The following is a 25,117-nucleotide window of genomic DNA, read 5'->3' as shown; positions in this document are numbered from 1 at the left end:
GTCGCACCGGGTAATTCACTCGAATGCCGCAGGAAAAGATGCGGATACGGCCGGGGGGGGGGGGGGGGGGGCGGGGGGGGCCCCCCCCCCCCCGGGGGGGGGGGGGGGGGGGGGGGGGGTTTTCCCCCCCCCCCCACCCCCGTACGGCTGGGCCGTGACGGGGTGGCCTACCCGCTGGCTGCGGGCGAGGGCCGAAGCCGCGCCCTGGGGTACCTCGCCGAGAACCCCGGCGCGACCGCGCGCGAGGTGGCGCGCGCCGCGGGCATCTCGCTCACCACGGCCAAGGACGCCCGGCGGCGCGCACGCGAAGCCCAGGACGGCGAGATACGGGCCGGGGAGGCGCAACCCCGGGGCGAAGGACGACCGCAGGGCGAGGTACGGGCCGGCAAGGCGCAACCCCTGGGCGAAGGACGACCGCAGGCCGAGGTGCGGGCCGGGGAGGCGCCGGCCCGGGAGAAGGGGGCCGGCCACGGCCCCGCGCTCGCGGAGCGCCCCCGGGCGCACCCGCCGTGCGCGGACGTATCGTCGGCGGTCAGGCGCCTGCGGGCCGATCCCTCGCTCCGGTTCACCGAGGTCGGCCGCAAGCTGCTGCGGACCCTGGATCCCTCGGCCACCCAGCCGCACGACTTCGCCGCGATGGCGAGCAGTCTGCCGATCCACTGCGCGCCACTGATCGCGGAACTGGCGCGGCACCACGCCGAGAACTGGCGGCTCCTGGCCGATTCATTGACGGAACGGATCAATTCCCGGGACACTGGCGCATAAGTGCCGGACCCGTCCGGCACAGCACCCTCGCCGGCGCCCCGGATCGATGACGGCTCTCCAATCGGCCGTGACGGAGCCGGTGCATTTCCCGGTCTTCTCGGATCTTCCGCTGCTTTTCGATGGACCCTTGCCCTTTCCCGGGAAGCGGGCCGATGATGGCCGGCGAGATGATTCCGGAATCTGCAGTACCGCCCGGTGAATGACGCCTCGGCGAGGGTGAATTCAGGTGCGCGATGGTTGAATTTCCATCTCACGTTCACATGGTTGCGCGGCCCAATGCCGCTACGTACGCTGACTTCCACAAATTTCCGGAGCGGGGGAGCGGGGGGAATGTGACGTCGTACAGCCCAGGCCGATCGGGGCATGCGGAAACGCCTGATGATCGACCCGCAGTTCCCGGCGAGCGTCCCTTACCGGGGATGCCCACCCAGTGGTACAACTTCCTGCCGGATCTGCCCGGCCCGCTGCCCGAGGTCAGGGACTCCGGAAGTCCCACCGCCGCGGAGATATCCGCGCGGATCCGGCCCCGGGCCCTCATCGAACAGAATGCCCCCGGTGAGCAATGGGTCACGATTCCGGAACCCGTCGCGGAACGGCTCGTGCAGTGCGGCCGGCCCACACCGCTGCACCGGGCACACCGTCTCGAGAAGCATCTCGGCACGGGGGCGAGGATCTACCTGAAGCGTGAGGACGTCCTCCCCAGCGGCAGTTTCAAGCTGAACACCGCGATAGCGCAGGCCTACTACGCGGCCGAGGAAGGGCGGACCACCCTCGTCACCGAGACGGGGGCGGGCCAGTGGGGGATGAGTGTCGCCCTCGCGGCCCAGATGTTCGGTCTGCGGGCCGAGATCCACATGGTGAAGTGCTCGCTGGAGCAGAAGCCCTACCGGCGTCATTACATGGAACTGCTGGGCGCCGAGGTGCGGCCCTCGCCGTCGCCCCACACAGCGGTCGGACGGAAGATCCTCGCGGACAACCCCGAGCATCCGGGCAGCCTCGGCACCGCCATCAGCGACGCCATCGAGCACGCGCTGGACAACCCGTCCGCCGCGTATCTCGCCGGCAGCGGGATGCCGCACGTGTACCTGCACCAGACCCTGCTCGGGCTCGAAGTCGCCCGGCAGCTCAAGGACGTCCACGGCGAGGAACTGGGCGTGGACGGGCGCGGCGACCACCTCGTCGCGTGCTCGGGCGGCGGCAGCAACCTCTGCGGCCTCATCGGTCCCCATCTGCGGGCCAGGGCCGAGGGAGCGGACCTCCACTTCCTCGCCGCCGAATCTACGGCGGCGCCCCGGCTCACCCAGGGTGTCTACGCGTACGCCCGCACCGACCTCGGTGGCTTCACACCCGAGGTGCTCGGCTACACCATGGGAGAAAGCTTCATCCCACCGCCCACGCATGTCGGCGGCCTGCGCAACCACCACAGCTCCGCCCTGGTCAGCCTGTTGCGGCACAAGGGCGTGCTGGACGCCGTCGCCTTCGACCAGCGGACCGCACTGGAGGCCGGACGGCTGCTGCTGCGGACCGAAGGCCTGCTCCTCGCCCCCGAAGCCGGACACGCGGTCGCCGCGGCCCTGGACGTCGTGGCCAAGGCCGACGCCGAGCACCTCCGGCCGGTCATCGTGATCCTGGCCAGCGGCTCCGGCTTCCTGGACCTGCGCGGATACGACGACGTCCTGCTCGACGCATAGCCGGACCCCTCCACCTGCACGGCGTTCTCCGCACCCTGCGATTGGGAAGCCACATGCGCTTGGCGACATTTCAGCCCCAGCACGGCGTTCACTGCGAGACGACCACCCTGCGCAACATGCTCCACCACGCCGGCGTCGGTGTGTCCGAAGCCATGCTGTTCGGCCTCGGCCAGGGGATCGACTTCCAGTACTGGGACACCCCCGCGCCCGGACGCGTCCCGCCGATGCTGACCGGCCGGATCGAGCCCGTGCAGGTGTCCCGCAACGCCTGCTCGGCCCTGGGCGTGGAGCTGCGCGAGTCACGGGCGCCCGACGCCGACACGGCACACGCCGTCGCCAGGGAACTGCTGGAGTCCGACCATGTCGTGGGGGTGTCCGTCGACATCTTCCACCTCGACTACTTCACCTCCCGCAGCCACTTCGCCGCGCACCACATCGCGCTGTACGGACTCGACGACACCCTCGCGCACGTCGTCGACACCGAACAGCAGGGCGGAGCCCGGTCGCTTCCGGCACGAGCACTGCGCCGCGCCCGCGCCTCCGACGAGGGCTTCATGCCGTCACCCCACCTGTACCTGTACGTCGAGCAGGTCCCGGAGCGGCTCATCACCGACCCCGCATCGGTGCTGCGCGAGCAGATCTGGAACGCCGTCCGGCTGACCGCGGAACGGATGACCGAACGTCGCGGACCGCGCCACGGCGTTCCCGCACTGCGCCGCGCCGCCGCGGAGGTCGCCGGATGGCACGAGACCCTCACCTCCCCCGAGGAGACCGTGCCGGGCGTCGGACGCTTCTGGCGCTACGCCGGGACCGGAGGAGCCAACTTCCGCACCCTCTACCGCGCGTTCCTGCAAGAGGCCCGGCAGGTGTGCCGCGACGACGGACTCGCCCCGTTCGCCGAGGGGTTCGGTGACATCGAGCGGCAATGGGACCGGGCGATCGAGATGCTGATGGCCTACCCCGGTGCACACGGGCCCCGGCAGCTGCACGAGGTCGCGGCCCTGCTGGAGGCCATCGCCGACGCCGAACAGGCCCTCTTCGAGAAGCTTGCGGTGGCGGCGGCGAAGCGGGCAGGTGAACCGGTGTGACGGTCACCCGTGTGACATCCGTCTGCCGCATGTGCCACGGCGGATGCGGCGCCGTCGTGGAACTCGTGGACGGAGTGCCCACCGACATCCACGGCGACCCCGACAACCCCACCAGCGAGGGCTACTTCTGCATCAAGGGCAAGGCGTCACTGGACCTGCTGAAGAGCCCGGACCGGCTGACGACACCACTGGTACGGACCGGCCCCCGCGGCTCGGGGACGTTCGAACCGGTCGACTGGGACACCGCCCTCGACCGCATCGCCGCCGAACTCACCGCCACCATCGACCGGCACGGGCCCGAGTCCGTCGTCCTCGGCCAGGGGACCGACCGCAACTACCAGGAGTGGGTGTTCCGGCTCGCCAACGCGATCGGCACACCCAACGTCGTCGGCCCGGCACACGTGTGCTTCTACCCGCGCGTCATGGCCTCGATCATGACCTACGGCGCCTTCACCTTCTGCGACTACGACGGCGACCCCGAGGTCATCCTGCTGTGGGGCAGCAACAAGCCGAACACCCACTCCGACGGCGTGATCGGCATCAAGTTCCTGCGCGCGGTGGAACGCGGCAGCCGCGTCATCGCCGTCGATCCCCGACGGACCCCGACCGCAGCCCGGGCCGGCCTCCACCTGGCCGTCCGGCCGGGCACCGACTGCGCCCTCGCCCTCGGCATGATCAGGATCGTCATCGACGAGGGCTGGTACGACCACGACTTCGTCGCCGCGCACACCTCCGGTTTCGACGAACTCGCCGCGCACGTCGAGGCGTACGACGTCGACCGGGTCGCACGCATCACCGGGCTGGCGCCCGGGCTCATCCGCGAGGCGACCCGCTCCTACGCCCTCGCCTCCCGAGCTTGCATCGAGGCCGGCACCGGGCTGTCGCAGAACGAGAACTCCTTCGACACCCACCGCGCCCTCGCGCTGCTCGCCGCGATCTGCGGCAACATCGACGCCCCCGGCGGCGACGTGATCTGGGAGCCGATGCCCATCGAGGGCCGGCGGGCCTTCCCCCGCTCCGACCTGCTGCCCGAGGAACAGGCCGGGAAGCGGATCGGCGGCGACACGCACAAGATCCTGTCGATGTCCGGCTGGGTCGCGCCGGGAGACCTGCACCGGGCCGTCCTGACCGGATCGCCGTACCCGGTCACCTCCCTGCTGGTCTTCGGCAGCAACATCCTGGCCTCGCACGAGAACACCGGACTGGTCCGCGCCGCGCTCGGCAAGCTGGACCTGGTCGTCGTGTGCGACCTGTTCATGACCCCCACCGCCCGGTACGCCGACGTCGTCCTGCCGGCCTCCAGCTGGCTGGAGCGGGACCAGGTCGTCGAGTTCAACTCCTACATCGCGGCCCGGCGCAAGATCGCCACGGTCGAAGGGTGCCGCTCGGACGAGGAGATCATTCTCGCGCTGGCCGAACGGCTGGGTCTGAGCGAACACTTCTACCCCTCCGTCGAAGCCGCTCTCGACGCCAAACTCGCCGGACTCGACCTCACCTGGGAGCAGTTCACGAAGATCGGATACCTCCGCAACGAGAAGCGGTACCGCAAGTACCGCGACGGCGGCTTCCGCACCCGGTCCGGGCGCGTGAACCTGATGCACCCCGGGCTGCGGGCCATGGGGTACGAGCCGTTCCCCGTCCACCGGCACGCCCCGCGGGCGGACCCGGCCCTGCCGTACGTGATGACCAGCGCACATCCGCGCCAGTTCTACAACACCGAGTTCCACCAGCTGCCGACCACCTCACGCGGCCAGAGCTCGGCGCGGGTGACCGTCCACCCGGACACCGCCCGGCGGGAAGGGCTGGCGGACGGCGAGGAGGTGGAACTGTTCAGCCGGGCCGGTGCGCCCGGGGTGTTCATGACGGTCAAGATCTCCGACGCCGTCGCACCCGACGTCGTGGTGGCGGACGCCGGCTGGTGGTATCCGGACGAGCCCTCGATCGACCAGTCACTCAGATCCTCGGTCAATCTCCTGACGACCGACGACCGTTCCGACGTGCACATGGGGAGCGCCACGATGAGAGGTGTAGCAGTGGGCATACGGCGGCCGGGGCAGGACCGTGGCTAGCGCGCGGGGCACCGTGGCGGCCCGGGTGCCGGAGACCGACGAGGGCCTCCAGGGCGACGAACTGGCCCTCAAGTACGACGAGATGCAGCGCCACATCCGGGACAACGGCTGGCTCCGGGAAAAGATCGACGACATCCTGGCGGCGGGAATCGACTCCGGCGAGGTACTGGAACTGGGATGCGGCCCCGGCTACCTGGGTCTGGAGTGGCTCACCCGCGCGGACGACTCCGCCCGGCTCGTCGGCCTCGACATCTCACCGGCGATGCTGCGCCGGGCGCGCACCAACGCCGACGGGTACGGCGTCGCGGGACGCTGCGCCTACGAGTGCGGCACGGTCCTGGCCCTGCCGTTCGAGGACGACCGCTTCGACCACGTCGTCAGCGCCTCCTCGCTGCACGAGTGGGCGGATCCGGTGACCGCCCTGGCGGAGCTGCACCGGGTGCTCAAGCCGGGCGGCCGCTACTGCGTCTCCGACCTGCGCCGGGACGTCGACCGCACGACGTTCCAGTTCATGAAGGCGAACATCGCGGCCGACATGCGCCCGGGCTTTCGCACCTCCATCCGGTCCTCGTACGTCAAGAGCGAGATCGAGGAGCTGCTGGAGGGCACCGCGCTCGGCACGGCCGTCGTGACGGAAGTGCAAATGGGGATCGTCATCACGGGCAGGAAGGAAGCGCCATGAACGCACTCGCGGGAAGTTCGCCGGCCATCACCGCCACGCGCGAGGGCCGCTTTCCCGACCGCGCCGGCTTCGACCGGTCCTGGGAGGAGATCCTCCGGACGTCGAGCAGGTGGCGGGACCTCGACTGCGGCCGGTACCTGTCGGTCTGGTGCGGGTACGCGCCGGACCACGTCGTGGAGAAGCTCGCCGGGGTCAACCACGTCGGCATCTACATGGGCGACTACGACGACGACGAGCAGGTCTTCGGCTGGAACGCCTACCTGAACGAGCACCGGGCCTCCGGCCTCGTCACCACCGTCGAGATGGGCCCGTCGTACATCTCGCCCCGCCAGTACGGCACGCCGGGATGGTGGAACTCGATCGCGCTCGCCGACGGGCGCGTCATCGAGATGTTCGCCTGCCGCCGGTTCGGCCCCTGGGCGGAACGCCCCGCCGGTGAACGCGGGAGGCTCATGTCGCACGTCGCCATCGACGTGCACACCGACGACGACGTGCGCTACCTCCTGGACGTCCTCGACCGGGACGTCGACCACCTGGAGAACATCGCGTTCACCGAGGCCGACGAACTGGGCCACACCTACGGGCACCTGCGCAACAACGACAGCGGCTCCGTGCTCGAGATCGTCTTCGAGGCGCCGCGCGACGGGACGGGGCACGGCGATGGCGGTCATTGAGATCTCCCCGTACTCCGGCGAGCACTGCGAGTCCACCGCGCTGCTCAACATGCTGCGCAACCACGACATCGAGCTGAGCGAGCCGCTGATCTTCGGCCTCGGGCAGGGCCTGTCGTTCCTGTACTGGCACTCCAAGCAGATGCCCAGCCCGTTCCTCGCCGGCCGGGTCAAACCCGACCACCTCATGCGCAACGTGGCCGACGCGCTCTGCCTCGAACTGCGCACACAGGAGACGGCCTCCTCGGCGAAGGCCGAGGCCACGCTCGTCCAGGCCCTCGACGAGGGCGACGTGGTGGGACTCAAGCTCGACCGCTACCACCTCGACTACGCGCGGGAGAACCACCACTTCGCCGCGCACTACCTCGCCTGCATCGGCTACGAGGGCGACCGGTTCGTCGTCGTCGAGACCCGGTCGCTCGGCGTCCGGTCGACCTCCCGGGAGAGCCTCGCCCGGGCCAGGGCCGCCAAGGGGCCGATGTCCTCGCGCAACCTGTCGGTGCGGGTCGACCCGCGCGGCTACGACGAGTCGGTCCTCCCCAAGGCCTGCCAGGCGTCGATCCTGGCCACCGCACGGGAGTTCCTGGCCCCGCCGATCACCAACATGGGCTTCAAGGGCATCGCCAAGGCCGGCTCGCTGATGCGGGGATGGCACGACCGGCTCGACCGTCCCGTCGAGGCGATGGCCGCCGTCGGCACCAGCATGGAGGAGGGCGGAACCGGGGGTGGACTCTTCCGCACCCTGTGGGCGCAGTTCCTGGAGGAGGCGCACGAACTGACCGGCGTCGCGGCCTACGACGACCTGGCCGTCGAGTACCGCCGCATCGCCCGGCGCTGGACGGAGGTCGCGAACCTGCTCCGCGAGACCGACGACGCCGGCGCCCGGCAGGCCCTGGACGAGGCGGCGTCCCTCGTGGCCGGCCTGGCGGCCGAGGAGCGGACGGCCATGGCGCGGCTGGAGGAGGCCTCCCGATGACCACGCTCGCCCGGCCGGCCGGCCACGACCCGCGCACCAGGCTGCGCGACACCCTCGCCTCCCGCCTCGACATCGCCCGGAAGGTCGCCGCGGTCACCGCACTGGACCGTGCGGCACTCGACACCTGGGCGGCTCAGGCACGCGCGGCGACCGTGGAGCACGCCTGCCGCAACTCACCGTTCTACGCCGCCTTCGTCCCCGCCGACATCGCCCGGGCGGCGGCGCAGGGCCGCCCGGGCGCCTTCGAGACCCTCCCCTTCACCCGGCGTGAGCACCTCTCCGCCGCCTACCCGCTGGGCATGCTTGCGGTGCCGCGGCGCGAGGTGATCCGCTTCGACGAGAGCTCCGGCACCGGAGACGGGCGCCCGATCGCGGCGTTCTTCACGATGGCGGACTGGCTGGAGAACAACCTCACCGTCGCCGGGCTGCTGTCCACCGTGCTCGACGAGCGGGACGTCGCGGCCATCGCGGTCCCGTACGAACTGGCCGGAGTGGGCCAGGACCTCGACCGGGCGATCGAGATCCTCGGCTGCACGATCGTGCCCCTCGGCGCGGCCTCACCCTCCTGCACACCCGACCGCATGGTCGAGGCCCTCCAGCGCTCGGGCGCCACGACCCTGGTGTGCTCCGGCACGCGCGCCCTCTTCCTCGGCGAGATCGCCCGCCGCCGCGGCATCGACCCGCGGGTCGACCTGGGGGTTTCGAAGATCCTCATGGCGGGTGAGGGCGCTTCGCCCGCCAAGAAGCGGCGGCTCGCCGACCAGTGGGGCGCCGTCGCGTACTCCATGTTCGGCATGACCGAGACCAACACGCTCGCCATGTTCTGCCGCGAGCGGGAACTGCACCTGGTCGAGACGCGGACGTACTTCGAGGTGGTCGACCCGGAGTCCGGCCGGCGGCTGCCGGACGGCTCCGTCGGGGAGCTGGCCGTGACCACGCTGGCGAGCCGGGCCATGCCGCTGCTGCGCTACCGCACCGGCGACGTGTGCCGGATCGAGGCGGCGCCCTGCGCGTGCGGCTCCCCGCTGCGCCGGTTGCAGCACCGCGGCCGCATGGGCGACCGGATCCCCGTCGGTGACCGCTGGACGTCCCAGCTGGAGATCGAGGACATCGTCCTGGGCGCCATGACCACCGGGCCCTACTACTTCGCCTTCGACGTCGACGGCGACGAGCTGCGGATCGCCCTGCCGCCCTCCAGTGCCGACGACGCGACCCGGGCAGCCGTGGCGGCCGGGGTCCGTGCCCGTCTCGGCGCGTCCACCCGCTTCGGCCCGCTGGACACCGAGCGGTTCGAGACGGCCCTGCGGACCTCGGCCAAACCGACGATGCGCAACTTCAGTGCCTACGGGGGAGGAGGAGCCGCCGGTGCGAGTTGAACTGCCGCTTCCCACACGCGTCCCGATCGACGGGCGTTTCGAGATCGACGACACCTGCATCGACTGCAAGCTCTGCAACGACCTGGCGCCCGACAACTTCGACGCGGACCTCGACAACGACGTGCACTACGTGTGCAAACAGCCCGACACACCCGACGAACTCGAACGGGTCCTCGACGCCTTCGACTCATGTCCCACCGAATCGATCCGGTACTCAGCGGCACCCAGCGAGGAGTGATGGCGCAATGGCAAGCCTGGACGATCCGGTGACAGCCGACATGTGCCCCGCCGGACGGAGGACGACCGAACTCGGCCCGGTGGCCGAGAGCTACGACCAGCTGCACCGCATCGACCTGCTGGGCGAGGCACGGGCCGCACGGGGGGTGCCGGAGGGCACCTACGACTCGACGGTGTGCGCCGTCCTGCAGGCGTCGGAGGTGTGTCTGCTCAACCTCGCCCGGCTGGCGGGCAGGACGCAAGCGTGCCTGCTGGCCGACGACATCCCGGCCGCCTCCCGGTACGTGCAGTGGGCCGTCGGCTTCCACCGGCTGCTGCGCCGGCTCGGCACCGTGGTGTTCGACGTCCGCAGCGTGTTCGGGGCCGGCGCGGCGGCGGGGCCGGCGGCCGTGAGCATCTCCGAGTCCGCCGGCTACGCGGCCTACGTGGAGTCCCTGCGGGGACTGGAGGACGTCGCCAAGGGCACGCTGCTGGCCGGTGCGCCCGAGTTGACCCGCACCACCATCGCCACCAGGAGCATCGACGACTCGCTGTACCGCGTGCTGCACGGCATCCGGACCGCGTGCCACGACGCGACCAAGTGGGAGAGCGACCTCACCGCGGTCCCCGTCGGGGTGAGCCGGAGCACCGACGAGCTGATCTCCGCCGAGACGCTGGCCCGCGCCGTCGCCGCGACGGAACTGGACCCGGGCACCCTGCACGGCGAGTTCGTCGCCCTGCACCAGGTCCCGGAGATCCTGTGCGCCGAGGCGAACGACCATCTGGAGGTCGCGATCAGGGCGATCCGCGCCCAGGCCCTGAGCCGGGCGGCGCAGCACCTGACGGCCTGCCGGGAACTGCTCGACCCGGTGGTCGAGGCACAACGGGTGATGGCCGAACACCTGGCGACGGGGGAGTACCACGGCTTCCGCACCAACCTGGGCCCCGCGAGCGGCACCCACTCCCTGTCGATCAAGCAGCACATGTTCCGGGACCTGTTCAAACACCTGTGGAACGACCTGGGGGCATGGCTCGACTCGCTCGGCGGGTCCACGCTCGAGGAGACCCTCCGGGACATCGACGCGCGCCGCCACGACGACCCGGAGGCATGGCTGCGGCACACCGTGGTCGACCAGGCGTTCAAACTGCACACCGCCCACCAGCAGTGGCGGCACGAGCACCTGCACATGCCCCGCAACTGCCTGGGCAGCGGCGGCACCAAGTCCATGATCGGCATTCCGGACGGCCCCCAGGCCGTCTACAAGATGCGGGACGCGGCCAACGCCCAGCACGCGCTGGCCACGATCCACCGGGCACGCCGCACGCCCCTGACCAACGCCGTGCCGGACTCGCCCCTGGCCAAGCTGATCACGGACCCCAGCTCCCTCGACTCCGAGCTGATGCGGGTCGTGGGCGAGGCGACACGCGAGTACTTCCCGCAGGTGCAGGAGCAGAGCTACCAGCCCTTCCGGTCGGGTGCGGCCGAGCGGAACCCGTAGGAGCGCGGACGGTGACCACCACAGGACCCACGGCCTCTGACAGCGTCATGCCCACCGACGAGACGGCCTCCGCGCCGGGTCCCCTCACCGGGGCCTGGCGGGGAGCCGAGTACATCGCCAGCCTCAAGGACGAACGGGAGGTCTGGAGCGACGGGTGCCGGATCGACGTGACCGGCGATCCGGGCTTCACCCCCATGCTCCACACGCTGGCCGGCCTGTACGACGCCCAGCACCTGCCCGGCCGGGCGGACGAGATGCTGTACCGGTCGGAGACGTCCGGGAACCCCGTCAGCCTGTCGTACCTGGCGCCGGCCGACCGGGAGGGACTCGACCGCAAGTGGGCCAACTCCCACCGGTGGGCCGAGGCCTCCTACGGCCAGCTGTCCCGGATTCCCGACTTCATGTCGAACGTCGTGGTCGGCCTGTACGACTTCCGGTTCGAACTGGCCAAGGTGGACCCCGAGTTCGGGCGCAACGCGGAGAACTTCTACCACCGCTGCCGGGAGGGCGACCTCACCCTCACGCACGGCCTGGGCGACCCGCAGATCGACCGCTCCTCCACCCCCGCCGACCGGCCCGAGCTGGGCCTGCGGGTGGTGCGGCGCGGCGCCGACGGCATCGTCGTCCGGGGCGCGAAGCAGATCGCCACGCTCGCGCCGTACGCCCACGAGGTGCTCATCTACCTCTCGCCCGCCAACTACCTGCGTGAGGATCCCCGTTACGTCTGCTGGTTCGCCGCACCCCTGGCCAGTCCCGGCCTGCGCGTCCTGTGCCGCACGTCCTACGCCGACGGCTCCGGCGGCCTCTCGGCCCGCTACGACGAGCAGGACGCCATGCTGGTGTTCGACGACGTGTTCGTCCCGATGGACCGGGTGTTCCTGCTCGACGACTCCCCGACGGCCGTCCGGGGCTTCGGCGAGCTGAACAAGTGGTCCCTCTACACCGGCCAGGTGCGCTACTACCACCGGCTGCGCACCATGCTCGGGGTCGCCTCACTGCTGGCGCAGGCGATCGGCGTCGACACGTTCCGGCAGGTCACCGACCTGCTCGGGGAACTCACCTCGTACGTGGAGATCGTCCGGCTCGGCCTGGCCGCCGTCGACGCCGAGAGCCGTCCCACCGCCTCGGGACTGCTCGCCCCCGGCTCCACGGCCGCGCTCGACGCCGTAGCCGGCCGCTTCTCCACCCGCGCCTCGGAGATCATCCGGCAGATCGGGGCCTCGGGCCTGATCATGCAGCCCTCGGAGGCCGATCTGGGGACGTCCGGGCTGCGGGCGGTGCTGGACACCTACATGTGCGGACGCGACATGGGCGTGGACGAGAAGTCGCGGATCTTCCGGCTCGCCGCCGACCTGGCCGTCGACCGGTTCGGCATGCGCCAGGAGCTGTACGAGACCTGGAACCGCGGCGACCCCGCCCGGGTCCGCTCGATGCTCTACACCCGCTATCCCGACCTGCGGCGCTGCGAGGGCCGGGCCCGCGACCTGGCCGAAGGGCGGAACGACATCACATGAGTCTCGACAGCATCCGGCTCGAGGGAGTCACCACCCACAACCTCAAGTCGGTCGACGTCTCCTTCCCCAAGGGGAAACTGGTCGTCGCCGCGGGCGTGTCCGGATCGGGCAAGTCGTCCCTGGTCATCGACACCCTCTTCGAGCACTCCAAGACGCTCTACCTGGGGGCCCTGTCCAGCAAGTCCCTCGACATGGGCGACGGCGACTACCACGTCGACCGGATCGCGGGGACGCAGCCGCCGGTGGCCCTGCGCCAGCGCGACGGCGGCACCTCCAACCCCCGTTCGACCGTGGGCACGCTCACCGGACTCGACGGCCTGTACCGGCTGCTGTTCGGCGCCGGCTCGCGCCCGGTCTGCCCGGCCTGTCTCGGCCCGACCGGCGCGGACCTGTTCTGCGACGACTGCGGCTGCTTCGCCGAACCGCACTCCGCCAAGCACTTCAGCCCCAACCGCAAGGAGGGCAAGTGCCTCCAGTGCGACGGCATCGGCGAACTCGTCGGCTTCTCCCTGGACCGGATCGTCCCGGACCGGTCGAAGACCCTCACCGAGATCTGGGACGGGGCCGACCCCGGCACCTTCGCCGTCCCCAACGTGCGCAAGGCCTTCGAGGCGATGGCCGCGGACATCGGCCTCGACCTCGACGTGCCGTTCGAGAAGCTGAGCCCGGAGCAGACGGAGCGGGTACTGCACGGCTCGGACACCGTCTACACGCTCAAGATCCGCAAGGTCACCAACGACGTCCGCTTCGAGGGCATCCTGGGATTCCTGGAGCGGGCGTACCGCAACGCGTCGTCCGCCGCCCGCAAGAACGCCTTCACCAACTACCTCGGGCGGGAGGTGTGCCCGGCGTGCCACGGCGGCAGGCTGCGCCCGGAATCGCTCAGGGCGACGGTGGCCGGCCACACCTTCCCCGACTTCCAGAGCGACGAGCTGTCCCGCTCGATCGCCCGGCTGCGCGCCGGACTCGCCTCCGGCGCGGTACCGGCTCAGGTCCGCGAACTGGCCGCCGCGATCGTCAAGCAGAGCACCGACATCGAGGACGTCGGCCTGGGACACCTGCAACTGCGGCGGCCGGTGACCACCCTCTCCGGCGGCGAACTGCAACGGCTGCTGCTCGCCCAGCACCTGGCCAGCGACCTGACCGGCGTCATGTACGTCCTGGACGAGCCGACCGCCGGTCTGCACGAGGCCGACACCGGCAGGATCCTCGACTCGCTGCGGCGGCTGCGCGACCTCGGCAACACCGTCATCGTCATCGAGCACGACGAGTCGGTGATCCGCGCCGCCGACTGGATCGTCGAACTCGGGCCCGGCGCCGGATCCCGCGGCGGTGAGATCGTCTTCGAGGGCCGCTACGCCGACCTGCTGAGGTGCGCCGCCTCCCCGACGGCGGCCGCCCTGGCCTCGGACGGGCCGGCCCGCACCACGACGGACCTGTCGGGAGCGCCGTGGCTGGAGGTTCGGGGCATCACCCGCAACAACGTGCTCGACCAGACGGCCAGGTTCCCGCTCGGCGCACTCACGTGTGTCTCCGGGGTGTCCGGCGCGGGCAAGAGCTCGCTGGTGGCCGGCATCCACACCGCCGTCTCCCGGGCCCTCGCCCACCGGTCGGCCGGCGCGGCGGGGGAGAACGCGGGCATCGAGGGCGCCGAGGCCCTCGACGACGTCATCCACGTCGAGCAGCGGCCGATCGGCCGCTCCAGCCGGAGCACCCTCGTCACCTACATCGGCATCAGCGACCACATCCGCGACGCCTTCGCCGCAAGCGCCGAAGCGGTGGAACGCGGCCTCGGGCGCGGTGAGTTCAGCCCGAACGTGGCCGGCGGGCGGTGCGAGTCGTGCAAGGGACTCGGGCTGGCCGAGATCGAGATGACCCTGTTCAAGAGCGAGTTCATCGTCTGCCCCGAGTGCGAGGGCCGCCGCTTCCAGGAACACGTCCTCGACGTGCGGCTGGACGGCAGGAACATCCACGACGTGCTCTCGATGACCGTCGAGGACGCCCTCGCCTGGTTCGACGCCGAGCACAGTCCCAAGGTCGTCCAGGCGCTCGGCGTCCTCAGCGAGTTCGGCCTGGGCTACCTGCAACTCGGCTGCTCGACCACCACCCTCTCCGGGGGCGAGGCGCAGCGGCTCAACCTGGCGGGCGAACTGCTCAAGCAGCGCCGCAGCCGCACGCTGTTCATCTTCGACGAGCCGACCCGCGGTCTGCACACCGCCGACATCCGCCATCTGCTGGCGCTCTTCGAGCGGCTGATCTCCAGCGGCAACACGATCGTCGTCATCGAGCACAACGTGAAGGTGATCGCCCTGGCCGACTGGGTCATCGACCTCGGCCCCGGCGCCGGCCGCGAGGGCGGCCGTGTGGTGCACAGCGGGACGCCCGGCGAACTCGCCGCCGACCCGGACAGCGTGACCGGCCGGTTCGTGCGCCGGCTGCGCGACGAGGGCCCCGCGGCGATGCCGGCGCCCGTGACCGAGCAGGAACCGCGGGTCGGCGCGCCACCGGACCTCGGGGTGCTCGGCGAACTCCTGCCCCGGGCCGTCACGGTGGTCGCCGGCACGACCCGGCAGTCCGAACGGCAGGGGCCGACACCCTACGGCCTGGTCATCGGCTCGCTCACCGTCGTCTCGGACGAGCTCGCCCTGATCGGCTTCCTGGTGCGCTCGGGCAGCACCAGCTGGAACGCCATCGCGGACACCGGCCGCTTCTGCGTCAACATCCTCGGCGAGGACCAGCACGCCGTCTCCGAGGCCTTCTCGCAGGGCAGGCCGGACAGCCGCTTCGACGCCCTGGCCTGGACGCCCTCGGCCAACGGCTGCCCGCGGCTGTCCGACGCGCTCGGCACCATCGACTGCAGCCTGAAGTCGTCCTACCGGATCCGCGACCACGAGTTCGTGCTGGCGACGGTCGTCAGCGCCGACATGGAGACCGGCACCGGACGCCGGCCCCTGCTGCGGCCCGCACGGGGCGACAGCGCTCTCGACGACTACGGGTGGCGCCGGTTCGCCCGGGAAGCGGAGGCCCGGTGACGACGGCCGCGTCCCTCACGACGCACTACGAGCAGTTTCTGGACCTCCTCGACCGCGACGCCCGCGACCCGCTGCGTCCCCCCGCCGCGGCGGACGGCCGGGCCGCCGTCCGGGCCCGCTACGGCGAACGGGTCGACGCCTCCGGCGGATCCCAGCCGATCCTGCTGACCCGCGACGAGTGGATCCACCACCAGATCGACCTCACGCTGGCGCTGGGCCGGCTGCTCACCGAGGACGACGTCGTGGTCTCGGCGGTGCCGTACGAACTGTCGTTCATCGGCGCCGAGGTGGACCGTGTGGTCGAGATGGTCGGCGCCTCGGTGATCAGCGTGGGGACCAGCGGCACCATCTGCCCGATGGGCCGTCTGCTCGGGCTGATCGAGCAGTACGGCGTGACGGCCCTGGTGTGCTCCCCGCGTTTCGCCGCGGAGCTGGCGGGCCTCGCGGTGTCCCTCGGGAAGCGTCCGACGGACTCGACGGTCCGGACGATCGTCTGCGTGGGGGAGCCCTGCTCCGCCGAGCGCCTCGAGCGCATCGGCGCCACCTGGGCGGCGCGGACCTCCGCCCTCTACGGCACACCGTCGGCACCGACCGTCGCCGTGACCTGCGCGGAGGGCGCCCTGCACCTGTGCGACCACCGGCTGCGGGCGCAGGTGCGCGGCGGACGGCGCGGTGAACTGCTCCTGGACGGTGCCCCGACGGGCGAGGCCGTCGAGCTGCGGCGGGCGGACCACCGCTGCGTCTGCGGCTCGGCCAGCCCCGTCCTGGTGCCGCTCGGCAGCGTGGCCTCGGCGGTCCGCGGACCGGACGGGCTGGTCACGGCGCTGGACGTGGAACGGATCGTGTTCGGGCACCGGCGGCTCGCACCGCACTTCGCCTGCGACCTCCGGGACGGCACCTTCCACGTGACCTGCGCCGTGGCCGACCCCCGCGCCGTCGACCCGGACGCGATGCGACGGGCCGTCCGCGGCGGCATCCACGAGGCGCTCGGAGTCGAGGCCGAGGTCACCGTCGTCGCCGCACAGGACTGGAGTACCGCCACGTCATGACCCGCACCCGGTCGCGGCAGGCAGCCGCCGCGGCCGATCCACCGGTGGCATCCCGAGGAGACAAGACGCATGAGGGTAGCGGTAGTACAGACCCAGTGGGTCGACGATCACGAGGACGGCCTGCGCAACGCCTACCAGGCGATCGAGGACGTCTGCGGTGCCGGCGGCATCGACCTGGTGTGCTTTCCCGAGTTCCTGCTCGGCCCGCCGTGGTACATGCCGGGGCAGGACGGGCGCAGGGGGCTGACCGACACCCCCATCCCGGGGCCGGTCGTCGACGGGTTCCAGTCCCTGGCCCGCAAGCTCGACACACACATCCTGCTCGGTTCCCTCGTCGAGGACATGCAGGACGGCATGTACCGCAACACGTCCCTGCTGATCGGCCGGCAGGGCGTCATCACCGGGCGCGCGGTCAAGGCACACGCCTTCGGCAACGAGATGGTGGTGTGCCGCCAGACCGACTCCCTCGGGGTCCTGTCGACCGAGTTCGGGCAGATCGGCATCGCCGTGTGCTCGGACTTCTGGATCCCCGAGGTCGTCCGGATGCTGGCGCTCGCCGGGGCACGGACGGTCTTCGTCCCCGGCGGCACCCTCGGGCAGAACCAGCCGCTCATGGTGAACGCCCTGCGCACGGCGGCCTACCTGAACGACGTCAACATCGTCTACGCCAGCTCCGTCGGCGTCGTGCGCGGCAGGCGCGGGGACCGGCTCGTGGAGATCCACTTCGCCGGCACCAGTCTGGTGGCCGGTCCGCAGGGTGTGATCGCGCAGGCCGGCAGCGACGAGCCGGAGACCCTCGTCGTCGACATCGAGGAGCCGGCGGCCGGCGACGGCCGCCGCTGGCAGCACCTGCGCAGGCCCGAGGCGTACCGGGCGCTGCTGACCCCGTACGTCGGAGCGGACCGGGACCTGGCTGCCGAACTGCGGGCGTCCCTGACCGGGGGCGGCGGCCCGCAGCGGGGCGGGCCCGTCACCGCGACCAGCACACAGGAGGGGACCCGTTCGTGACCATCTTCGTAGCGCAGCACGCCCGCCGGGCCACACCGGAGGCGACGGCCTCCGCCGTACTCGACGATCTGGACGGCCGGGTGACCGACCAGGCGACGTTCGTCGTCCTGCCCGAGAACGTCTTCACCACCGGCGACGACGTCCGGGCGCTGCCCCCGGCGCTGCGCGAGCGGTGCCTGGACCGGCTGTCGGCACTGGCACGCACCCGCGGCACCTACGTCCTCACCGGCTCCTGGCCTGAGGAGGGGCCCGGCGGCGACCTGGTGCAGGTGGCCCGGCTGCTGGATCCGGACGGATCGGAACGCGCCCGACTCGAACGACCCGTCCTCGCCGACGGGACGACCGGCACCGGCGACGACTTCCCGGTCGTCGACACGCCCTTCGGCCGGGTCGGGTTGCTCCTGGGCCCGGACTTCTGGCTCATCGAACCGCCCCGCATCGCCTGCCTCACCGGCGCCGAACTGCTGCTGGTGGCCGGCTCGCTCGACGGCACGCAGCAGGAGTCGCAGCGGGCCGCGGTGTGGGGCATCGCGACCCTCAACACCGTCGCCGTCGCCTTCGCCGGGTCGCTGAGCGAACGGTGCGGCGGGGGCAGTGCCGTGGCGGTGCCCGAGGGGTTCCTCACCGAGGCGGGCACCGGCGAGGACGTCGTCGAGGCACCCTGGGACGTGGCGAGGATCCGGCGCTTGCGCGAACCCGACCTGCGGTTCCAGCAGACCCTCTGGTTCGGGCTGTGGGCACGGCGCACCGAGCTGTACACGGACCTGACGGCGCGGGTGAGTTGAGATGCGCGCAGCCGGTTCCCCCGCCGCCGACGTCCGGCGGCGCATCGCCGCCGAGATGGCGGACGACGTGCCGTGGGAGAGAGTGCTCAACTCCATCTGCACCGAACCCCATCCCCTGGGGGTGGAGATGGCCTCCGCCGCCGCGCACACCAACCTCGGTGACGTGCGCATCTTCCGCGGCACCAAGCGCATCGAGCGCAAGGTCGTCGCGCTGCTGCTCGACCTGGTCGGCAATCCGGGCGGATCCGGCAGCCTGGTGTCCGGAGGGACCGAGGCGAACCTGATCGCCATGCTGGTGGCCCGCGAGTCGGCCCGCGCCCGGGGGCGGTTGACCGACCGGCCCGAGGTGGTCGTCAGCAGCACCGTGCACTTCTCCTTCACCAAGGTCTTCTCCCTCCTGGGGCTCACACCGGTCGTCGTGCCGGTCGACGAGTCGCTGCGGCTGCCGGCCACCGAGGTGGCCCGCAGCATCGGCGAGCACACGGTCGCGGTCGTCGCGACCGCGGGCAGCAGCGAGTTCGGGGTGGTCGACGCGGTCGACGAGATCGGGCCGGTCGTGGCCGGGCGGGGCGTGCACCTGCACGTCGACGCGGCCACCGGCGGGTTCATCATCCCCTTCGCCCGTGAACTCGGGCACGACCTGCCGCAGTTCGACTTCACCGTCGAGGGCGTCGACTCGATCACCATCGACCCGCACAAGTACGGACTGGCCAACGTCCCGGCCGGGGCGATCCTGTTCCGCGGCGCACAGGACGCCGGACGCTTCGCCGTCGACTCCTTCTTCATCGACACACCGGTCCACCACACCCTGCTGGGCACCCGCCCCGGCTCGGCAGCCGTCTCGACCTACGCCGTGCTGGAACACCTCGGGCGCGACGGCTTCCTCGACCTCACCCGCACCAACTACGAGGTGACGCGCCACCTGGTGGACGGACTGCGGGCGGCCGGACACGAGCTGTTCGCCGAACCGCAGCTGAACATCGTCGTCGTCACCATGCCGCACGCCGTGCGGATCTCGCAGCTGCTGGAGACGCGGGGCTGGATCGTCTCCACGTCGAAGCGGTTCGGCGAGACGCTGCGGCTGGTCGTCACCCGCCACGTGACACCGAAGACGGTGGACGAGTTCCTCCCCGAGCTGGAACGGGCCTGCCGGGACGCCGCCGCCGAGGTGGCGCCGCGATGAGCCTCTTCCGTGGCGCCCGGACCCGGCTCGCCGCCCTGCAGATGCGGATCGAGCCCGGGCAGCGGGACGACAACCTGGCGCGGGCCGCGAAGCTGCTGTCCACCGCCCGCGAGCGGGAGGCCGACCTGGCGTGCCTGCCGGCCACCTTCGCCACCGGCCTGAACTTCCCCACCCTGCGCACCGACGCGACCGGCGAGGACGGTCCGGTCGTCGAGTTCCTCGCCGAGCAGGCCCGCACCCTCGGCCTCCACATCGCCGCGGGCGTCCTGCTCGGCGCGGGGCGGGACGTCTACGACGCCGCCGTCCTGGTCGGCCCGGACGGGAACACGCTCGGCTGGTACCACCGCGCCTGCGTGTGGGCGGGCGAGTCCGCGTACATCTCCACCGGCTCACCCGGCGAGGTGATCGACACCCCCGTCGGGCGCATCGGCCTCCAGGTCAGCTACGACCTGCGGTTCCCCGAGGCGAGCCGGCAGTACCTCGCCCAGGACGCCGACCTCGTCGTCTGCGTGGCGAACCTCTTCGGGCCGTTCTCCCACCCGCTGCGCTCCCTGTGCCGGGCCCGGGCCGCCGACAACGAGTGCGCGCTGGTGCTCGCCAGCGGGGTGGGGGAGAACCGCTTCGCGAACATGACCTACGTCGGTCGCAGCATGATCGTGGACGGTCTGGTGCAGGACGCCCGCGAGGACCGCGACGCGGACATCCTCGCCGAGGCCGCCCCGGGCAGCGGGGAGACGGTGATCCACGCGGACGTGCACTGGCGGCAGCGGCGCAAGGTCCGCGCCGGACTGCCCTTCCACGACGACCTGCGCTCGACCTGGACCACGATCCACGGGGGGCGCGCCTGATGAGGGCCACGCGTATGCAGCCGGAGTCCGGCTGGCTCGGCGACGTCCTGGGCCTCGTCGCGATGGACATGCGGCAGTTCTTCGACAACCGCCTCTTCGCGGTGTCCACGCTGCTGACGTCGGTCTCGATGGTGCTGGCCTTCGGGGCGGCGACCGACCAGATGGTGAGCCCGGCCCCGACGGCCGCCACCTACTTCGGTTTCGTCTTCCCCGGCATCATCGGCGCCGGCATCATGTTCAGCTGCACCTACACCGTCGGCTACACGGTCATCATCGACCGCAACCGCCGCACCATCGAGGACCTCATCCTCTCCCCGCTGTCGTACTCGGGGTTCCTGCTGGCCCGGATCATCGGCGTCGTCCTCAAGTGCCTGTTCCAGTTCGTGCTGGTGCTCCTGCTCGGCGTCGGCGTCTTCGACGCCCGCATCGAGTCCGTCCCGATGTTCACCCTGGGCTTCTTCACCGCCTGCACGGCCTTCGCCGGGCTCGGCATCCTCATCGCGACCTACACCAACGAGATCTCCTTCCCGGCGGTGGTCAACATCATCGTGATCCCGCTCATGTACTTCGCCGGGATCTTCTTCCCCCTCGGCAACCTCGGCACCCTGGGCGAGGTCTTCGACAAGCTGCCCCTCGCGGTGCACGTCGACATGTTCCGCGCCGCCACCTCGCCGGACGTCTCGGCCACCGGGGCGTCGGTGCTGGCGGTGGCCTACTCGGTCCTGGCCCTGTCCGTCGCCGCCTGGGCCTTCCGCAGGAGGATCGGCCATGGCTGACACCACGAGCGCCGCAGCACCGGTCCTGTCGGTCACCCGCCTCGACCACCGGGTGAGCCCCGGCTTCGCCCTGCGCTCCCTCACCTTCTCCGTGCACGCGGGCGAAGGCGTGGCCGTCATCGGCACCAACGGCGCCGGCAAGACCACGCTGATCCGGCTCGTCGCCGGCCTGCTGCGCCCCTCCGGCGGCGAGGTGCGCGTCTGCGGCACCCCGCCCCGCCGCTGGGGCCAGATCGGCCGTCACATCGGCTACGTCCAGCAGGCCAAGGACCTCCCGGACGGCGTCAGCGTGGAGACCTACGTCAAGCACCAGCTCAAGCTCCGGCGGGCGGACCCCGGCCGCTACGAGGAGCTGATCGCCCTGGCCGGCCTGGAGCAGTACCGGCACCAGTACGTGCGCAGTCTGTCCGGCGGCAGCCAGCGCAAGCTGCACGTCATCTGCGCCGTGGCGCACCGGCCCGACCTGCTCATCCTGGACGAGCCGACCACGGGCCTGGACCCCGCGGCGCGCGAGACGCTGCTGGAGCTGCTGGGCGGCCTGAAGAAGGACGGCGTCGGCGTGCTCTTCGCCAGCCACCACCGCGACGAACTGGTCGCCCTGGCCGACTCCGTCGTCGTGCTCCACCAGGGACGGCAGGTCCAGGACGCCTCGCTCGACGCCGTGACCCGATGGGGCGAGCGCTCCAGCCTGATCCTGGAGGCCTTCACCGACACCCATCTCGCCCGGCTGCGCGACTGGGCCGGGCAGCAGGCGCAGGCCGGGGACGGCCCGATCCGCAGCGCCGGCCCCGCGGATCAGGGCGTGCGGCTCGACCTGGCCGACGGCGACCACCAGGGCACCCTGGCCGAGGTGGTCGCCCGGGCCCACGCAGCCGGCCTCGCACTGCGCTCCGCGTCCTACTTCCAGCCCACTCTGGCGGACGTCGTCCGTTCCATCGTCGACCGAGTCGAACCGGAGGACATCGCATGAGCATCACCACCACGACCACGAGCATGCCGTTCTGGAAGGAGTACCCGGAGCGCGACAGCGAGTGGGTGCGGCAGTACCCGACCAAGCACGTGCCGGTGAACGAGGACGAGGTGTTCGCCCGCAAGCCCATGGGCGTCTACGTCCACATCCCGTTCTGCAACCGCCTGTGCTTCAGCTGCCCCTACATCAAGCACCAGACGGACCGCGACCTGACCCGCACCTATCTCGACGCGCTGAAGGCGGAGATCACCAACTACGCCGAGCGGCCCTACATCCAGGACCACGTCATCACCCTCGGCTACATCGGCGGCGGCACCCCGACCGCGCTGACCGCGCCCCAACTCGACGACCTGCTGGGCCACATGTACAGCAGCTTCGACATCGAGGAGGGCGCGGACTTCTCCATCGAGACCACCCCGGTCGACATCTCCGAGCGCAAGGCCACCGTCCTGCTGGAGCGCGGGATCCGGCGCATCAGCCTGGGTGTGCAGACCTTCGTGCCGGAGGAACTGAAGAACATCGGCCGGCCCAACGACCCCGAGATGCTCAAGGAGAGCATCAGGCTGCTGCGCCGGTGCGGCTTCGAGAACATCAACATCGACCTGATGCACGGCATCAACGGCCAGACGATGGAGAGCTGGGAGCACAGCCTCGACGTCGCCATCGACCTCGGGGTCACCTGCATCTCGTTCTACACCTACATGGAGTTCGCCCAGGTCTCCACCAAGCGCAGGAAACTACCGCCGGTGCCGGAGAAGGCCGTGGTCGACGACATGTTCCTGTTCGCCGCGGAGAAACTGGCGAAGAACGGGTTCCTGGGCTACTACGGCGACTGCTTCGCCAAGCCCGGCTACCAGCCCAAGTACGGCGAGACGTCCTGGAGCGAGGACATCCCCATCATCCCGCTCGGCCCCACAGCCACCGGGCACCTGCGCGACCACTGGTACTTCAACGAGCCCGACATCGGCCGCTACATCCAGACGGTGCGGGAGGGCCGGCTGCCCATCTCCATGGGCAAGCACATCACCAAGTCGGAGTCGATCCGACGGTCGATGGTGCTCGGCGTCAAGGCCGGACGGGTCGACCGCGAACGCTTCCGGCGCATCCACGGCGTGGACTTCATGGAGATGTTCCGCGCCGAGATCGACGACCTGATCGAGAAGGAACTCATCACCGCCGACGAGAACGGCATCGAGGTGACCGGCCCCAAGGGCTGGTACTACCTGGACAACATCTCCAAGGCGTTCTACTCGCCGGAGTACCGGCGCTACCCGCAGCACCTGGGAGCGGACATCTCCAACTTCATCTCGCGCCAGCCGATCCCCCTCCAGCTCACCACGCGCCCCAAGGACGAGGAGGCCGGCTGTGACCACTGCTGACACCCGACTGCTGAACCTCGGCGAGCGCGTACCGCAGGCCTCGCCGCACGACGACATCGACCAGGTGCGCTTCTACGACCTGGGCATGCGACGCTCCGCGCTGATGGCCTACAAGCGGCCGAGCGACCGCATCCTGGCCAACGTCCGCGAGGGCATGACCGACCTGGTCGAGGTCGGCTTCAACACCGGCCTGCTGTCGCTGCACGTCGCGGGCAAGCTGCCCGACCTGGCCGTGTCCGGCGTGGAGGAGAACCAGAACCTGGTCGACGTCGCCGAGGACAACCTGACGCTGGCCGTGTGGGCCAACAGCGCCGGCGACGTGGAGTTCGAGATGGCCAAGCTGAACCGGCTGCCCTTCCCGGACGACTCCGCCGACGTCGTCTTCTCGTTCTCCTCGCTGCACCGCTGGCGCCGGCCCGTGGAGACGCTGAAGGAGTGCGCCCGTATCTGCAAGCCCGACGGTGTCGTGATCATCGAGGACATGAACCGCCACGCGGAGGAGGGGCACATCACCTTCATCCTGCAGTTCGTGAAGGAGGGCGGCGACGAGTTCATGCGCTCGCTGCAGGCCGCCTACACCCGGGACGAGGCGGCCGGACTGCTGCGGGAGGCGGGCCTGTCGGACTGGCAGGTGGTCGAGGAGGACCTCGGCCTGGTGATCTCCTCGCGCCCCCTCGAACCGGTGAGCATGTGATGCCCGGGACGAGGATCGCGGTGGTCCAGATGGAGTCCAAGCTCGGCAAGCCGGCCCAGAACCTGCGCCGTGCCGAGCACTACATCGGTGAGGCCGCCGCGCAGGGAGCCGACCTGATCTGCCTGCCCGAGGCGTTCTCCACCTCGGGCAACATCCTCGAGGTCGCCGACGTGTCGGTGCCCGTCCCGGGACCGGAGACCGCGTTCCTGTGCGAGCAGGCGAAGCAGGCCGGCGTGCACCTCGTGGCCGGCCTGCTGGAGCGCGGCGACGACGGCAGGTACTACAGCACCTCGGTCCTGTGCGGCCCCGAGGGAACCGTGCTCGGCCGCTACCGGCGCGTGCACTGCCACGAACTGGAGGCCCGCTACCTCACCGGAGGATCGGAATACCCGGTCTTCGACGTCGAGTTCGGGCGCATCGGCCTGATGCAGGGCTACGACATCAACTTCCCGGAGGTCGCGCGGGAGTACTGCCGCCGCGGGGTCGACGTCATCGTGTGCTCCGCGCTCGTACCGGAGATGTTCGCCTACGTGGCGAACATGCGCCTGCCGGTCCGGGCCGTGGACGCCGAGTGCGTCGTGGCGTTCGCGTCCGGGATCGGCAACAACCTGTACGCCGGATTCGGCTACATGGGGCGCAGCCAGGTCCTGGCGGACCCGCTGTTCCTGGAGGCCGAGCGGTTCGACTTCGTCGACGGCGACGAACGGATGGTGGACCTCGGCAAGGAGCCCGGAGTCGGCGTCGTCGAGGTCGACCTGGACCGCATGCGGCGCTACCGCACCAAGGCCACCCTGAGCGGCGATCTGCAGCCGGCGACGTACTGGCAGTCCTGACGAGAGTGAAGGC

General features: G+C 70.9%; 22 protein-coding genes. All 22 read left to right on the top strand.

What is annotated here, in order from left to right:
- Nucleotides 1–162 precede the first annotated feature (162 nt).
- The 22 genes from ACH4C6_RS09855 to ACH4C6_RS09750 all read left to right on the top strand — a co-directional run bounded on the left by ACH4C6_RS09855 (nt 163) and on the right by ACH4C6_RS09750 (nt 25,104).
- Nucleotides 163–765, top strand: a complete 603-nt coding sequence (locus ACH4C6_RS09855) for a winged helix-turn-helix domain-containing protein (protein WP_398108041.1) — start codon at nt 163–165, stop codon at nt 763–765.
- A gap of 419 nt (nt 766–1,184) precedes the next feature.
- Nucleotides 1,185–2,456 (top strand): TrpB-like pyridoxal phosphate-dependent enzyme, encoded by a 1,272-nt coding sequence (locus ACH4C6_RS09850; protein WP_398108040.1) that lies wholly within the window; start codon nt 1,185–1,187, stop codon nt 2,454–2,456.
- A gap of 53 nt (nt 2,457–2,509) precedes the next feature.
- Complete coding sequence (locus ACH4C6_RS09845; RefSeq protein WP_398108039.1) at nt 2,510–3,544, top strand: BtrH N-terminal domain-containing protein; 1,035 nt, start codon at nt 2,510–2,512, stop codon at nt 3,542–3,544.
- An 11-nt stretch (nt 3,545–3,555) separates the two neighbouring features.
- Nucleotides 3,556–5,613, top strand: coding sequence for a molybdopterin-dependent oxidoreductase (locus ACH4C6_RS09840; protein WP_398108038.1), 2,058 nt, complete (start codon nt 3,556–3,558; stop codon nt 5,611–5,613).
- Nucleotides 5,606–6,295, top strand: coding sequence for a class I SAM-dependent methyltransferase (locus ACH4C6_RS09835; protein WP_398108037.1), 690 nt, complete (start codon nt 5,606–5,608; stop codon nt 6,293–6,295). The genes ACH4C6_RS09840 and ACH4C6_RS09835 overlap by 8 nt, the downstream gene beginning before the upstream one ends.
- Nucleotides 6,292–6,969, top strand: a complete 678-nt coding sequence (locus ACH4C6_RS09830) for a hypothetical protein (protein WP_398108036.1) — start codon at nt 6,292–6,294, stop codon at nt 6,967–6,969. The genes ACH4C6_RS09835 and ACH4C6_RS09830 overlap by 4 nt, the downstream gene beginning before the upstream one ends.
- Nucleotides 6,956–7,942, top strand: coding sequence for a BtrH N-terminal domain-containing protein (locus tag ACH4C6_RS09825; RefSeq protein WP_398108035.1), 987 nt, complete (start codon nt 6,956–6,958; stop codon nt 7,940–7,942). Before ACH4C6_RS09830 ends, ACH4C6_RS09825 begins: the two co-directional genes overlap by 14 nt.
- Entirely contained in the window at nt 7,939–9,318 is a 1,380-nt protein-coding gene (locus ACH4C6_RS09820; RefSeq protein ID WP_398108034.1) for a phenylacetate--CoA ligase family protein, read from the top strand. Before ACH4C6_RS09825 ends, ACH4C6_RS09820 begins: the two co-directional genes overlap by 4 nt.
- A complete protein-coding gene (locus tag ACH4C6_RS09815) occupies nt 9,308–9,556 on the top strand; it encodes a ferredoxin (RefSeq protein ID WP_391836229.1) in 249 nt (82 codons plus the stop codon). Before ACH4C6_RS09820 ends, ACH4C6_RS09815 begins: the two co-directional genes overlap by 11 nt.
- A gap of 7 nt (nt 9,557–9,563) precedes the next feature.
- Entirely contained in the window at nt 9,564–11,033 is a 1,470-nt protein-coding gene (locus ACH4C6_RS09810) for a hypothetical protein (RefSeq protein ID WP_398108033.1), read from the top strand.
- An 11-nt stretch (nt 11,034–11,044) separates the two neighbouring features.
- Entirely contained in the window at nt 11,045–12,547 is a 1,503-nt protein-coding gene (locus ACH4C6_RS09805) for a 4-hydroxyphenylacetate 3-hydroxylase N-terminal domain-containing protein (protein WP_398108032.1), read from the top strand.
- Nucleotides 12,544–15,579 (top strand): flavin reductase, encoded by a 3,036-nt coding sequence (locus tag ACH4C6_RS09800; RefSeq protein ID WP_398108031.1) that lies wholly within the window; start codon nt 12,544–12,546, stop codon nt 15,577–15,579. Before ACH4C6_RS09805 ends, ACH4C6_RS09800 begins: the two co-directional genes overlap by 4 nt.
- Nucleotides 15,576–16,628 carry an AMP-binding protein gene (locus tag ACH4C6_RS09795; RefSeq protein ID WP_398108030.1) on the top strand — a complete coding sequence of 351 codons (1,053 nt, stop codon included), beginning with the start codon at nt 15,576–15,578 and terminating at the stop codon, nt 16,626–16,628. Before ACH4C6_RS09800 ends, ACH4C6_RS09795 begins: the two co-directional genes overlap by 4 nt.
- A 69-nt stretch (nt 16,629–16,697) precedes the next feature.
- Nucleotides 16,698–17,636 carry a carbon-nitrogen hydrolase family protein gene (locus tag ACH4C6_RS09790; RefSeq protein ID WP_398108029.1) on the top strand — a complete coding sequence of 313 codons (939 nt, stop codon included), beginning with the start codon at nt 16,698–16,700 and terminating at the stop codon, nt 17,634–17,636.
- Complete coding sequence (locus tag ACH4C6_RS09785) at nt 17,633–18,421, top strand: carbon-nitrogen hydrolase family protein (protein WP_398108028.1); 789 nt, start codon at nt 17,633–17,635, stop codon at nt 18,419–18,421. The genes ACH4C6_RS09790 and ACH4C6_RS09785 overlap by 4 nt, the downstream gene beginning before the upstream one ends.
- A gap of 1 nt (nt 18,422) precedes the next feature.
- Complete coding sequence (gene mfnA, locus ACH4C6_RS09780) at nt 18,423–19,604, top strand: tyrosine decarboxylase MfnA (protein ID WP_398108027.1); 1,182 nt, start codon at nt 18,423–18,425, stop codon at nt 19,602–19,604.
- Nucleotides 19,601–20,452 (top strand): carbon-nitrogen hydrolase family protein, encoded by an 852-nt coding sequence (locus tag ACH4C6_RS09775; RefSeq protein ID WP_398108026.1) that lies wholly within the window; start codon nt 19,601–19,603, stop codon nt 20,450–20,452. Before mfnA ends, ACH4C6_RS09775 begins: the two co-directional genes overlap by 4 nt.
- Entirely contained in the window at nt 20,452–21,228 is a 777-nt protein-coding gene (locus tag ACH4C6_RS09770) for an ABC transporter permease (protein WP_398108025.1), read from the top strand. The genes ACH4C6_RS09775 and ACH4C6_RS09770 overlap by 1 nt, the downstream gene beginning before the upstream one ends.
- Nucleotides 21,221–22,198, top strand: a complete 978-nt coding sequence (locus ACH4C6_RS09765; RefSeq protein ID WP_398108024.1) for an ABC transporter ATP-binding protein — start codon at nt 21,221–21,223, stop codon at nt 22,196–22,198. The genes ACH4C6_RS09770 and ACH4C6_RS09765 overlap by 8 nt, the downstream gene beginning before the upstream one ends.
- Entirely contained in the window at nt 22,195–23,577 is a 1,383-nt protein-coding gene (locus ACH4C6_RS09760) for a coproporphyrinogen-III oxidase family protein (RefSeq protein WP_398108023.1), read from the top strand. Before ACH4C6_RS09765 ends, ACH4C6_RS09760 begins: the two co-directional genes overlap by 4 nt.
- Nucleotides 23,564–24,271, top strand: a complete 708-nt coding sequence (locus ACH4C6_RS09755; RefSeq protein WP_398108022.1) for a class I SAM-dependent methyltransferase — start codon at nt 23,564–23,566, stop codon at nt 24,269–24,271. The genes ACH4C6_RS09760 and ACH4C6_RS09755 overlap by 14 nt, the downstream gene beginning before the upstream one ends.
- The gene (locus ACH4C6_RS09750; RefSeq protein ID WP_398108021.1) at nt 24,271–25,104 is read left to right on the top strand and encodes a carbon-nitrogen hydrolase family protein; all 834 of its coding nucleotides are present in this window, start codon (nt 24,271–24,273) and stop codon (nt 25,102–25,104) included. The genes ACH4C6_RS09755 and ACH4C6_RS09750 overlap by 1 nt, the downstream gene beginning before the upstream one ends.
- Nucleotides 25,105–25,117: the final 13 nt, after the last annotated feature.

The sequence above is a fragment of the Streptomyces sp. NPDC017943 genome (assembly GCF_044328425.1).
Lineage (GTDB): Bacteria > Actinomycetota > Actinomycetes > Streptomycetales > Streptomycetaceae > Streptomyces > Streptomyces djakartensis_A.
The sequence above is the reverse complement of the archived record's forward strand: the minus strand, read 5'-3'. Positions and strand labels throughout refer to the sequence as shown.